Origin of the sequence: Microcoleus harperi Pol14_C6 (genome assembly GCF_036701295.1) — a bacterium.
GTDB lineage: Bacteria > Cyanobacteriota > Cyanobacteriia > Cyanobacteriales > Microcoleaceae > Microcoleus.
In genome coordinates, this window is record NZ_JAUBQN010000003.1 from 1 (window position 1) to 11,799 (window position 11,799).

Annotated in this window: 13 protein-coding genes and 1 pseudogene; 9 read left to right on the forward strand and 5 right to left on the reverse strand. The window is 46.1% G+C overall.

The window, feature by feature from the left end:
* A partial coding sequence (locus QUA27_RS03305) for a transposase (RefSeq protein ID WP_333066310.1) occupies window positions 1-286 on the forward strand: 286 nt, incomplete at its 5' end.
* 74 nt (window positions 287-360) lie between these two features.
* On the opposite strand, the pseudogene QUA27_RS03310 reads toward QUA27_RS03305, so the two are convergent.
* Together QUA27_RS03310 and QUA27_RS03315 are read right to left on the reverse strand one after the other, a co-directional pair.
* Window positions 361-1,241: pseudogene (locus QUA27_RS03310) on the reverse strand (IS982 family transposase).
* Between the two features lie 234 nt (window positions 1,242-1,475).
* The gene (locus tag QUA27_RS03315; protein WP_333066312.1) at window positions 1,476-2,192 is read right to left on the reverse strand and encodes a GUN4 N-terminal ARM-like repeat domain-containing protein; all 717 of its coding nucleotides are present in this window, start codon (window positions 2,190-2,192) and stop codon (window positions 1,476-1,478) included.
* Between QUA27_RS03315 and QUA27_RS03320 the strand changes: the two genes are divergently transcribed.
* Entirely contained in the window at window positions 2,191-2,364 is a 174-nt protein-coding gene (locus tag QUA27_RS03320; protein WP_333066314.1) for a hypothetical protein, read from the forward strand. The two genes, QUA27_RS03315 and QUA27_RS03320, sit on opposite strands and share 2 nt — an antisense overlap.
* A 60-nt stretch (window positions 2,365-2,424) precedes the next feature.
* On the opposite strand, the gene QUA27_RS03325 is transcribed toward QUA27_RS03320, so the two are convergent.
* On the reverse strand, window positions 2,425-2,997 hold the full coding sequence (locus QUA27_RS03325; protein WP_333066315.1) for a hypothetical protein: 573 nt from the start codon (window positions 2,995-2,997) through the stop codon (window positions 2,425-2,427).
* A gap of 272 nt (window positions 2,998-3,269) precedes the next feature.
* A complete protein-coding gene (locus QUA27_RS03330; protein ID WP_333066317.1) occupies window positions 3,270-3,479 on the reverse strand; it encodes a hypothetical protein in 210 nt (69 codons plus the stop codon).
* 1,051 nt (window positions 3,480-4,530) lie between these two features.
* Here QUA27_RS03330 and QUA27_RS03335 point away from each other — a divergent pair.
* The 7 genes from QUA27_RS03335 to QUA27_RS03365 all read left to right on the forward strand — a co-directional run bounded on the left by QUA27_RS03335 (window position 4,531) and on the right by QUA27_RS03365 (window position 11,286).
* Entirely contained in the window at window positions 4,531-7,179 is a 2,649-nt protein-coding gene (locus tag QUA27_RS03335) for a Sll1247 family protein (RefSeq protein WP_333066641.1), read from the forward strand.
* Between the two features lie 76 nt (window positions 7,180-7,255).
* The gene (locus tag QUA27_RS03340; RefSeq protein ID WP_333066319.1) at window positions 7,256-7,399 is read left to right on the forward strand and encodes a hypothetical protein; all 144 of its coding nucleotides are present in this window, start codon (window positions 7,256-7,258) and stop codon (window positions 7,397-7,399) included.
* A gap of 111 nt (window positions 7,400-7,510) precedes the next feature.
* Window positions 7,511-8,134 (forward strand): Holliday junction branch migration protein RuvA, encoded by a 624-nt coding sequence (gene ruvA / locus QUA27_RS03345; protein WP_190661926.1) that lies wholly within the window; start codon window positions 7,511-7,513, stop codon window positions 8,132-8,134.
* Between the two features lie 150 nt (window positions 8,135-8,284).
* Complete coding sequence (gene rpsO / locus QUA27_RS03350) at window positions 8,285-8,554, forward strand: 30S ribosomal protein S15 (RefSeq protein ID WP_015174482.1); 270 nt, start codon at window positions 8,285-8,287, stop codon at window positions 8,552-8,554.
* A gap of 95 nt (window positions 8,555-8,649) precedes the next feature.
* Window positions 8,650-9,123, forward strand: coding sequence for a PAM68 family protein (locus QUA27_RS03355; RefSeq protein ID WP_333066321.1), 474 nt, complete (start codon window positions 8,650-8,652; stop codon window positions 9,121-9,123).
* 213 nt (window positions 9,124-9,336) lie between these two features.
* The gene (gene aroF, locus QUA27_RS03360; protein ID WP_333066323.1) at window positions 9,337-10,398 is read left to right on the forward strand and encodes a 3-deoxy-7-phosphoheptulonate synthase; all 1,062 of its coding nucleotides are present in this window, start codon (window positions 9,337-9,339) and stop codon (window positions 10,396-10,398) included.
* Window positions 10,399-10,734: 336 nt separating this feature from the next.
* Window positions 10,735-11,286, forward strand: coding sequence for a Uma2 family endonuclease (locus QUA27_RS03365; protein ID WP_333066324.1), 552 nt, complete (start codon window positions 10,735-10,737; stop codon window positions 11,284-11,286).
* A gap of 149 nt (window positions 11,287-11,435) precedes the next feature.
* Here the strand turns inward: QUA27_RS03365 and QUA27_RS03370 are convergent, their stop codons facing one another.
* Window positions 11,436-11,765, reverse strand: a complete 330-nt coding sequence (locus tag QUA27_RS03370; protein ID WP_333066325.1) for a hypothetical protein — start codon at window positions 11,763-11,765, stop codon at window positions 11,436-11,438.
* Between the last annotated feature and the right edge of the window lie 34 nt (window positions 11,766-11,799).

Genomic DNA, 11,799 nt, shown 5'->3' on the forward strand with positions numbered 1-11,799 from the left:
TTTCAATCTAATTATCATGGATAATGGTAGCTTCCATAAAGCTCTATTGTTAGACTGGGCTGACCATGTAATGCCAATATATTTACCTGCTTATAGTCCTGAATTAAATCCCATTGAAAGATTGTGGGAGCATACAAAAAAAGACCTCAAGTGGCACAATTATTCAAGTTTAGATAAACTCAAAGAACAGGTAAATACAATTATCAAATCTCTCACGAATGAAGAAGTTTTATCTCTCTGTGGTTGGGATTATATCCTTGAAGCTATATTAAGTGCAACTTCATAGTAAATTGGTATAACCTCAATATCATCCTTGAATTGTGCAACGCCTCAGCAAGCCCTATCTAACGTCAGTACGGGTTAAGCAGCAGGGGGTAAAGCCCAGTGTATATTGAGAGAGGGCTTGGAGGGCTGGTGACAATAAGCAATCAACCCACAGACGACATTGACCAGAAAATTGATGGGGCTGCGACGCCCTTGAATGCTCAATTTGAGAGATGTTCTTAAATTGGTCAATAATCGTTTCAATAATCGAACGTTTTCGGGACATCAGCTTGTCAGTTAGTCGCATCAATTGATTCTTCATGTTGCGCTTGGGTTTGGCAAAAAATGTGATACCAAAGTCCTCAAGCAACTGCCCAGCCAACTTTTTGGAGACGTAGCCCCGGTCGGCGAATACTTTACCAAAGCACTCAGAGAGTAGCTCTCTGACGGGCTTGCGGTCATCGGTATTGCCTGGTGTCAAGGTAAAGTTGAGCAGTTCTCCGTGTTCGTTGGCCACGATATGAAGCTTGAAACCAAAGAACCAATCGACCGAGGTTTTGCCCCGTGCCGCCAGGTTCTCAAACACGCGATGGCTCGAAATGCGTCGATTGTGGCACACCTTCTGTGCTAGTTGAATCGATGAAGCTGATGCCACTACAAGTCCCAAAGCACTGTTTGAGATAGACACATAAAGGCATCAAGCTGGAGGGCATCCAATCGATAAACCGTTGATAACTGGGGAGTCCGGGAAAAGCCTGTCGCCAATAGACACTCACGTGTTTCTCGTAAAAATGCTTAAAATTGCGATAGGACTGTTGGTGAAAGCTGACGAGAATCGTCATGATTTCACTCAAACTCAAGGACCGGCGACGCTGACGGTGCTTCAAGCCATTGCCTAAAAGCGTTGCCTGCCATCTCGGTTCAAAGCTTTGACAAACATCATCGATCTGGCAAAAGAGATCTTCTAGACTAATCATAGGAAGGGGGGCTGAATGAATGTTTTTTTGAGATTTTCAGCATTATCCCCTTCCTTTTCCTGTTAGTCGGTGATGTAAATTGGCTTTAAGTCTTGCTGGCAAAGGGCTTCAGCTTTTTTTAACCCGTACTGACGTTATCTATGTTCTCACGGGTGTTACCGTCAGAACCCACACCAACAAATTTCGGGCAGAACATCCAGCCCGCCCCACATTCTCCAAAAGCCCCAAAACCATTCACTTCAACCAGGCAGGGTGAGCCATCAAAGCTGCAAAAGGCTGTACTCCCCGCAACTGATTCGACAGCGGCAAATGCCCTCTCGGCGCGCTCAAATCCCAAATAAACTCTTGCGGATACCGCGTCCAATTATTCCCCTTCTTCCAGCCTATTAGCGGCCACAATTTATCCCAATTCTTGCCAGAACTTAGCCAAATTTCCCGCTGCACTGAAAATCCAAATTTGCCTTCGGAATGAACTTTCCACAGGGTATTAATTGTTTGCAAATCCGCCACCGGCAAACTCTCAACTTGCGTAAAATACAGCCACTTTCTCACGGAAGCTGTATCACCCGCCAATTCACAAAGCTTGTCTAAAGTCAAGCGATCGGCTTCTTGAAATTCCTGTAACGCTAATAATTGTTGCAGCGGAGTGTAATCAACGTTAGAGTCCGATCGCAGCGGCACAACCCCAGTTGGAAAATTTGCTTGCAAAAACTCCCTCGCTCTCGGAGAATTAGCACTGTAAAGAATTTGGTAAGCCTTACCCATTACCGCAGTCGGTGCATCTGACTTGCGCTCTAATAAAAATTCCATCAATACATCCCAACCGGAATCTGCTATTTGTTGTTGCAGCAGTTGCAGTTGAGTTTTTTCCGAACCAGACCTCAACTGAGAGCGGAGTTCGGCTGTATCGGCCGCCGAGTCTAGAGGAGAAGTAGAAATCGAGTCAGTCATGAGAAACTATCAGCTATCAGCTATCAGCTATCAGCGATTAGCTGAAGCCCTGGTTTTCCCCCATTGTACAATGGTACTGACTCCGATTCACTTCTCTGTACTCGGATGCCTGCGCGCCACGCTGCCTAGTTTAGCCGATCGCCCTCACCCTCTTCACCAATGGCAGCAATAGCAAATCCGTCTAACATCTGAATTTTACGATTGATGCCATGTCCAAGAGTTTTTCTTGAACCTAGTCGTCCACGATCGAAACCCATGCAGAGAACGAAGGCGGAAAAAAGTTTATGTCATATTCAGAGTCTTCCCACTCTTTGACCCACAGCGGCACGGCGCCGGGGCGAGGAGTTGCAGAAAAGGTGCGTTCTTTGACTTCGATCGAGTGAAATAGCTGTTTTAAAGTATCTCCCCGATCCAAAGCTTCGCTAAGGATGTCGTCCAACTCAGGATCGACCCGTTTGACACGGTTTTTGTCCTCCTCCAGCCACAGAAGTTTCAAAGACTTCAGATCTCTCGGACTGAGGATGCTCTTGTAGTACACGCGCTTGAGGGTCGCTACGGGTTCCAATGAGCGTTCGATCCGGCGAATTTGCTGAACTCGCAGGTAGTGCCATTCCGCTAAACGCTTGCTTTCCGAAGGCGGGAGAGTACCCTTGCCCGCTGCGTGTTTGTAGTCGTATTTAATCAAACTGCAAGCCATATTGGCTAGCAGATGAATTAACTGTTTTTCTTTGGGTGTTGCCTGACGCCGTTCCTGGGTTCTTGTCAATACGCGCTGTCTGCGGGTAGTTTCGAGAGTATTTTCCATTGGGTTTTTACGAGATGAAATACGATTGTGCCAGATCCAAATCCCGAACATCAGAAGGTAAGGAAGTTGATAGGCGGGGAAACTCCACCGACAGACTCGCCTTACCTATTTATTTTCCCATCCACCGTTCTCTGAAACTGATCCCCACCCCTGGGATTAGGTAGACTGATCTTGGGATCGAGTTTTAACTACCTCGATCAGAGGCGGTTGGGACAACAAGCACCACAACTACAACCACAACCGCATCAGAGCGAACCACACAATAGCGCCCATTATTTCCTGCCTTTACGCGTTTTTACCTCTTCTTGCTCCCCATCCTCATTCGTTCCAGTGTAGTTAAAGTCGGGACGACTCTCCCAAGCCGTCAAACTGCTGGCTGATGAATGTTGTGGGGCGATCGCTAAAGCGCTGGTGCTGCCTGCCTGGAAAAAGCCGAAGCCAGCCGAGGCAATTACCCCTAATACTAAGATGCTGTTTTTCATGTTCGATGACCCTGATTTGCGTAGATTGACACTTTTTGGCTAACCCGATCTGTCAGAAATGGGTTGATGCAATAGCCCACTTGTCTTCTGATAAATCTGCCTGCCATAATCAATTCAGACAGGCACACCCGCTTGCGATCGGAAACGCCGGAAGTGACGTGTTACTAATGTCCACGATCATCCATCAACCCGAATTTTTTGGGTAGTGGAGCGAAAGCCATCAGGGCGTCGATCCATCAGGGAGTTATGCCATCAGGGTGCTAATCCATCGGGTAGTTAAGCCATCAGGGCGCATCTTCTACAATTAGCCACCGACTTAACTTTTATAGTTGAGTAAGTGGTTAGCCTGGTACTGACAAAGCCTTTAAGAATTAAACTTTTTGTGGATGCATCCTGAAAAGTTTGTTCTTAGGAATCCCCGAACGCGAAAGCCCGGGGAAAGTCAGCAGCATGGAATTCCATGCAATCTAAGTCAACTAAAAAAACGCAGATTAACGATATCTCCCACTCAAGCAGTCCTCAGCAAAACGCTGGGGTTTTTTATTGGCAGCCATTGCGAGCGCGTTTTTCTCCGGCATCCGGCAAGCGGATTTGAAGGCAGAAGGTTGACGGAGCTCTGGTTAGGAGTTTCCCTGCCCATATCATACCACCGGGTGAAATTTAAAGTATTATTGTAAAAAAATGTGAAAAAAAGGGCGTTTGAGCGTTTTCAATCCTAGGAGAGTGAAAATTCATCTAATTATGTGAACGAGTGTAAAAAATCAAGGGTCAAGGTACGATTCAGCCGATCGTAGGATTTGGGACGAACGCTTGCAAAGATACGGTAAAGATTGACAAGGAAAAAGCTGAGCTAGTAGACAATAGAGAAAGAGGAACAAAAATTTTCCACCATAGTAAGGCCGATTCAAAAAAAACAATGCAAATGCAACAGGCAAACTCCAAACTCTTATTGAATAAGTCATTCCCCAATCTAAAATCTAAAATGCTATAAGCGGGCAATACTTCCAATTTGTAACCTTTCGATCGCACAGCATAGGGGTGTAAAATCTTGATGAATTCCCAGATGACAGCAGAACTCAACTCAACGTACCACTATCAAGTCGGAGGATATTTGCCTGCCGGTGCGCCCACCTATGTCAGGCGATCGGCCGACAGCGAACTCTACGAAGGACTCAAAGCCGGAGACTTCTGCTACGTGTTGAGTGCGCCGCAAATGGGAAAGTCCAGCCTGCTAGTGCAAACGGCTAAAAGGTTGCAAGCCGAAGGTACAGTTTTTGCCGCCGTCAACTTGAGAAGCATCAGCAGCCCTGATATCTCCCCCCAAAAGTGGTATGGCGCAATCATGTACCGCATGGCAAGCAGTTTACACATCACAAACAGGTTTGATGCTATCAAGTGGTGGAACGATCGCGAACTCCTATCCCCGGTGCAGCGATTAGAGATATTTCTCGAAAAAGTTTTGCTCAAGTCACTTCAGCAAAATCTGGTAATTTTCATAGATGACATTGACAGCATCAGCAGCCTAAATTTCAATACCAGCGATTTTTTTGCCTTGATCCGGGCTTGTTACTCCAAGCGGGCAGAGCAACCGGAATACGATCGCCTGACTTTTGCTGTTATGGGAGTAGCAGCCCCCTCAGAATTGATCCGAGATCCAAGATGCAACCCTTTTAATATTGGACGGCAGATTCATTTAAGTCGATTCCAACTGCACGAAAGTTTGCCGCTAGCAAAAGGATTGGCTCTCAAAGCTTTTCGCCCCCAAAAAGTGCTCCAAGAAATATTAGCTTGGACGGGCGGCCAACCGTTTTTAACTCAAAAAGTTTGCCACTTGGTACTTGAATACGGGCCTTTTATTGGCAGAAATGCCGAAGCTAATCAGGTTGAAAAACTGGTCAAACACAGAATTATTAAAAATTGGGAAGAAGAAGACGAACCCCAACATTTAATACCAATTCGCGATCGCATTTTCCATAGCCACTGCGACCTCACGCGGCTGTTAACGCTGTACCAGCAAGCTTTGCAACCGCTCAAGGCAACGAAACCGGGGGAATCGCAGGGAGTACCAGCAGATTACTCTCCCGAAAAAATCGAATTGCAACTGTCAGGACTGGTGGTTAAGTCTCACGGTAAATTAATAGTTTCCAACCTAATTTATCAGTCAGTTTTTAATAGATTCTGGGTGGAAAAAGAGTTGGGGAAATTGGCTCCATACCACTCCGCGCTAGCAGCATGGCTGGCTTCAGACCGCGAAGATGAATCGCTGTTATTGACTGGGGAAAGTTTGCAGTCAGCTTTGGATTGGGCTGCGAACAAACAATTAAGCCAAGAACACTATTGGTTCTTGAATCCCGATCGAACTTTTGAGGAAAAACCGACAGTGGTTGTCGCACCCGTTGCAGAAAGCAGCGCAGACACAGATGCAGACAGCAGCATCCTCACCCCGCCCTCAGATAGTCTTCCAACGGGCAGCAACGAACAGAGATTGTACGATCACATCGTCTCCTGCGTGGAAACAGAATCCCCCGCACAGGTGATCGAGCGGTTCCGAAAGCTATTTATCGACGGCATGGGCTATCCCGATCGAGAGATTGAAGCAAGTTTGTACAGTATAGTCTCCGTCAAGCGATTGGATCAGCACTTTAAATATATCCTCCACCGCTGCTGCTACATCCCGATCAACCGCTGGCAATTGCAATCGCACAACCAGTTCGCGATCGCCAAGTTGGTAGCTTTATTTAAGCAGGCTTCTCCCCGATTTGGGACGGAATTTTACATAGTCAAGCGCTTGCAAGAACAAATAGCTTTCTTTACTAAAAGTGAAGAATTTCAGACCATAGAGCGCTTAGTAAAAGCCTTAGATAGAGAGGCGGAACCGCAGACACAAGATACAGATTCTCCTTTGGGCGAATTGATATGTCGGTATCCTTATTTGTACGGCTATTCTCTACTGAGCAAGGGCAGCATTGAGGAAGACCAACAAACCATTCAAAAACTGGCATTTCAAAGACAGCGACAATTTGAAACACATTTGTCTCAATATTTAAATTATTTGGTTGAGCCGAGAAATACAGAAATAGGAATTGTGGAGCGGGCAGCTAATCCCACACTTTTGAACGATGCAGAACTGCACTTAGCGGTCAGGGAATTTGCGGGAAAAGTAGCAGGCGATCGCAGCTACAAAGAAGCGGCTCAATTTTTCCTGAGAGATTCCAGACAAACTCCATCTTACGGCTCATTCAAAGTGGATTTATATGAATATTTAATATCGTCGATCGAGCCCGAATACGGCGGGCGTCAATTTAATGACCGTTTGTACAAACAAATCAAAAATACCTTGCGAGAAAATGATTCGGTGAAATTCAATAATTCATTGTTAGTTCGGACTTGCCACCAGTTGTTCAACTTCTTAGTAGTGGAAAATTCTCAACATCCCAGCCACTACGTTTTTTACGACTTGGTGTACAACCTCGGCGCCAGCAGGACAATGGGTTTACTGCTGAAAATTGTACTGCTTTCGGGCAAAGTCAAACCAGAGTTGGAAAAGCGATTTTCTATTTTGTTTAATCACTATGAAGGTAAAGCTTCTAATGAAATTATGTGGTTTGTCAAATCGTTGGAAAATTTCAATGTGGCTTTGGTTGTGAATTTTGGTAAGACGGATTTGTCTTTAGTTAAACAGCATCTTATTTTGAATTAAAAAATTACAAAAGCGCTAGATCAGCGTGATAGCTTAGGAGCAATTAAAAAACCTCACGAGAAAACAAATAAAAGCCTTGGAAGTCACAGCAACGATCGACGAAAAATGTCAATTAATTCTCGATCGACCTTTAACCGCAAAAACTCCGGGTCCCGTGCGAATCCTCGTCCTTTTTCAGGAACCTACAGGTGAAGCTGAAGAAGACCCCGAGGATACTTGATCTGTGAAGCGAAGCTATCCCGAAGGGAATCGCGCAAATATCAGCCTCAACGAAATCCGCAACATCATCGCCGAGTTTGATGAAAGCCAATAGCGGTGTATTATTAACTCTATGATTAGCTATCTCAAAGGCACAGTCGCCGATATCGCCAAAGGCAGCAACCGCGTCATATTGACTCTGGAAGTCAATCAAATTGGCTATGAAATCCAAATTTTGCCCCGCGTGACCGGTCAATTGCCAGCATCCGGCGAAGTCGCCCAAATTTTTACCCACCAGCAAGTTAAGGAAGACCAAATCGTATTGTACGGTTTTGGCAGCGCGGCAGAACGCGATTTGTTTCGGCAGTTGACGAGTGTCAGCGGTGTCGGTGCTCAACTGGCGATCGCACTTCTCGATACTTTAGGATTGCAAGATTTAGTCCAGGCGATCGTCGGCGGTAACACCCGCATCCTCGCCAAAACACCGGGCGTGGGTACAAAAACCGCAGAACGTCTCGCCCTGGAACTCAAAAGCAAACTCTCGGAATGGCGACAGCAAGCAGGTTTGACAACTTCCGTCGCCGCCGGAGTCCCCCCAGCTATTCAAGAAGAAGTCGAGATGATCCTGCTGGCGATGGGATACACTGCGGCTGAAGTCTTGCAAGCGCTGCAAACCCTCAGTCAAGACAGCACTTTATCCGCCAAAGCGAATGCCGATGATTGGATACGTGAGGCGATCGCCTATTTGAGCCGATAATCCCCTACAACATCCAAAAACCGGGAATAAAAACCAAAATTCGGTCGGACCAACAAACCCATCCCTGGCAAAAATTTTATCGTTATTATGCTTCCCCTGTGATAACATTGGAGATTGTGACAATCGTACAAAAAAAACTAAAATCAATTCATGGCTCTTACACAACAGCGCAAACAAGAAATCATGGGCGACTTCCAAACCCATGAAACAGATACCGGTTCAGCAGATGTCCAAGTCGCCATGCTGACCGATCGCATCACAAAACTCAGCGCCCACCTGAAAATCAACCAAAAAGACTTCGCCTCCCGGCGCGGTTTGATGATGATGATCAGTCGCCGCAAGCGCCTGCTGGCATACATCCAAAAGCAAAATGCCGATCGCTACAAAGCATTGATTGCCCGTCTAGGCATTCGCGGCTAAACACCAAAGCCAAAATTTGCGACAATATTCTTTAATCTTGGGCAAACACCAAGACTTATTGAAAAATGTTCGAGATTTCAGGTTAGAGATAAAATATGTCCTCCGAACCACCCCGCAAGCGCTTGCCCTTTGAACCGGCAACGAATCGTAAAAAAACGCCTAAAAAGCCCCCAGAACCCCAAGCAAGCGTAGCCTTAGAGTCGGATTCTGCCGACAAGCAGCCCAAAGCTAACAAAACCGGAAAACAGGCGCAATCCATCCCAGAAGTAGTCAGCCAACGCATGATATCTCGGATAGGGGTATTCTGCGGCATACCTACTCTATTGGGAATTTCCACATTTTTTGTCAGCTATTTGGTAGTCAGCAACGGCTTGTTCGATCTGCCGAACACAGCAGTATTGCTGGTAAGCATGGGCTGTTTTGGTCTAGGCGTTCTGGGATTAAGCTACGGAGTCCTCTCAGCTTCCTGGGATGAAGAAGTTTCAGGAAGCACTCTGGGGTGGGAAGAATTTAATACCAATTTTGGACGGATGCGAGAAGCGTGGCGCGCCGCGAAGCCAAAAAGTTAATCATTAGTCATGAGTTATTAGTCATTAGTCATTAGCTAAAAAACTAAGCTGTTAACCATTAGCGAGTTTGTCCTTGGGGAGGGAATAAGAACCCACCCCACAACAATGCTAAAAATACTGATATAAATAGATTCTCGATCGCCATTGCATCTATTTTTCTCAGTGCATCAGAGTCATCATCCGTTTCTAGCCCAACTAAAAAGGCAAAAAAATATGATTATTGTAATGAAAGCCGGCACTCCAGAAGCCGAGATCGATCGACTAGACGAAGAGCTCCGCACTAGCTGGGGTTTGATACCAGAAAAAATCGTCGGCCGTTACAAAACCGTCATGGGTTTGGTGGGCGACACCGTTGAGCTCGAACCGATGCAACTGCGCGAAATGAGCACCTGGATTGAAGAAGTCCTGCGCGTGGAAAAACCCTACAAACGCGCTTCTCTCGAATACCGCCAAGGAGAACCAAGCGAGGTAGCGGTTGCTACTCCTTTAGGAACTGTAACGATCGGCTTGCATCACCCGATCGCGATCGTAGCAGGCCCTTGCTCGGTCGAAAACGAAGAAATGATTGTCGAAACGGCAATGCGCGTCAAAGCTGCTGGAGCTCATTTTCTCCGTGGTGGCGCGTACAAACCGAGAACTTCCCCCTACGCTTTCCAAGGCCACGGCGAGAGTGCTTTGGGATTGCTAGCTGCGGCGCGGGAAGCTAGCGGTTTGGGAATTATCACAGAAGTTATGGATGCGGCCGACTTAAGTGCGATCGTAGAAGTAGCGGACGTGATCCAAGTCGGGGCGAGAAATATGCAGAATTTCTCACTGTTGAAGAAAGTCGGAGCTCAAGACAAACCTGTTTTGCTGAAGCGCGGCATTTCCGCCACCATTGAAGAATGGTTGATGGCTGCTGAGTATATCATGGCTTCTGGCAATCCGAACGTGATTTTGTGCGAGCGCGGAATTCGCGGGTATGACAGGCAATATACACGCAATACTCTAGATTTATCGGCGGTTCCAGTATTGCGGACTCTGACTCACTTACCGATTATGGTTGACCCCAGTCACGGCACCGGTTGGGCGCAGTTTGTACCCTCGATGGCGTTTGCTTCGATCGCCTCCGGTACTGATTCGCTGATGATTGAAGTGCACCCGAATCCGAAAAAAGCTTTGTCTGACGGGCCGCAATCTTTAACACCGGATCAGTTCGACAAGTTGATGGAAGAATTGGCGGTGATTGGTAAAGTCATGAACCGTTGGCCGCAACCGGTGCCAGTTTTGGCATAGAAACAGGCGAAACGCCTAACCTAAAATGCGATCGCGGTAAAATCCCAATACGGTTCAGTTAAGCTCGATCCCCCCTAACCCCCCTTAAAAAGGGGGGGACAAGAAGTTACTCAAAGTCCCCCTTCTTAAGGGGGATTTAGGGGGATCTCCGTGGAATAAATATTTTTAACCCAAGCGTATTGGGTTAAATCCCCGACTTCTTAAAGAAGTCGGGGATTTTGTTATTCGGTTTTTGGAAGCGAGTCCCAGGGGCGATCGTACTTCTAGGAATGTTGGGAAAGTTTGTATAATTGATATTTGAATTAATTAGCGAGAGGGCTGGGAGTCATTGTAGGGATGGGAACCAAACTCACTTTAGCAGAATTTCTAGCTTTGCCCGACGGAGATATATATTGTGAGTTTGTAGATGGTGAAGCAGTTCCCAAAGTCTCTCCAAAATTTTTTCATTCCAGTTTACAGGGAGCTTTAAATTTGCTATTGCGTCTATGGAGTCGGGGAAAAGGTAGAGTCTTTCCAGAATTAGCGGTTCTATTAAAGCGTCTGGATCGAAACTGGGTTCCTCTACAAGATTTACTGTATATTTCTTATGAACGTTTACCGCGGAGTTATCGGCGGAATCAAGCTTGTCCCGCAATTCCTGAACTGGTGATTGAGATTATATCACCGGATCAAAGTATGAAGGAATTTGAAGAGAAGGCAAAAGATTATTTGGCGGCGGGTGTTCCGCGAGTTTGGGTGATTGATCCAGAGGCTATTTTAATTAGAAGTTTTTTGACCGATGGTTCTAGTCAAGTTTATACGGATAATACACCGATTGTGGATGAGTTGCTGCCTGGTTTGGAGTTGACAACTAGACAGATTTTTGAAGAAGCGGAATTGATTGATTGAGTGAGGGCGATCGTACTCTGTGCAAGATATCAGTCGTAGGGTAGGTGACAACGGGAAAACTTTAACTCGCGGCGGTGGGACTATTGACTGTCACGCACCGCACGCGGGCAAAGCATTGAATAATACGCTATCACCGGAAACGAGCTCACTTACACTTCGAGACGGATTTTGACTGTTGTGCCAAAAGCTTTTCTGAAGGCTAATTCAACATCGGGAAGTTTTTGAATTGCCATGAGCAAAAGTGGTGTTGACGAGACTTTAATTCTTGCTTCTCTATCATTGAAAGCCATCAGTTTTCCGTGCTGTCGCATCAGTTCTTTAGCGCTGCGTGGTGATATCTGAAGTAGCACAGTTTTCCATGTTAGGTCTAGTAGTCCTTGCATTGCTTCTTCTATTTGTTTGAGGGTGTCGTTTTTTTGAGGTAAAACGCCTGGTAGTTCCAGTTGAAAGAAATTTTGTGCTTGCATAGTCTTACTCATGATGAAGAAATGATTGTTTTAACTGGGAAATGAG

Excerpts from the sequence above, each read along its gene's own strand:
- QUA27_RS03330 (WP_333066317.1), bottom strand. The coding sequence starts at position 3,479 with ATGAAAAACAGCATCTTAGTATTAGGGGTAATTGCCTCGGCTGGCTTC.
- rpsO (WP_015174482.1), top strand. The coding sequence starts at position 8,285 with ATGGCTCTTACACAACAGCGCAAACAAGAAATCATGGGCGACTTCCAA.
- QUA27_RS03320 (WP_333066314.1), top strand. The coding sequence starts at position 2,191 with ATGAGAAACTATCAGCTATCAGCTATCAGCTATCAGCGATTAGCTGAA.
- QUA27_RS03370 (WP_333066325.1), bottom strand. The coding sequence starts at position 11,765 with ATGAGTAAGACTATGCAAGCACAAAATTTCTTTCAACTGGAACTACCA.
- aroF (WP_333066323.1), top strand. The coding sequence starts at position 9,337 with ATGATTATTGTAATGAAAGCCGGCACTCCAGAAGCCGAGATCGATCGA.
- QUA27_RS03325 (WP_333066315.1), bottom strand. The coding sequence starts at position 2,997 with ATGGAAAATACTCTCGAAACTACCCGCAGACAGCGCGTATTGACAAGA.
- QUA27_RS03315 (WP_333066312.1), bottom strand. The coding sequence starts at position 2,192 with ATGACTGACTCGATTTCTACTTCTCCTCTAGACTCGGCGGCCGATACA.
- QUA27_RS03335 (WP_333066641.1), top strand. The coding sequence starts at position 4,531 with ATGAATTCCCAGATGACAGCAGAACTCAACTCAACGTACCACTATCAA.
- QUA27_RS03355 (WP_333066321.1), top strand. The coding sequence starts at position 8,650 with ATGTCCTCCGAACCACCCCGCAAGCGCTTGCCCTTTGAACCGGCAACG.
- QUA27_RS03365 (WP_333066324.1), top strand. The coding sequence starts at position 10,735 with ATGGGAACCAAACTCACTTTAGCAGAATTTCTAGCTTTGCCCGACGGA.
- ruvA (WP_190661926.1), top strand. The coding sequence starts at position 7,511 with ATGATTAGCTATCTCAAAGGCACAGTCGCCGATATCGCCAAAGGCAGC.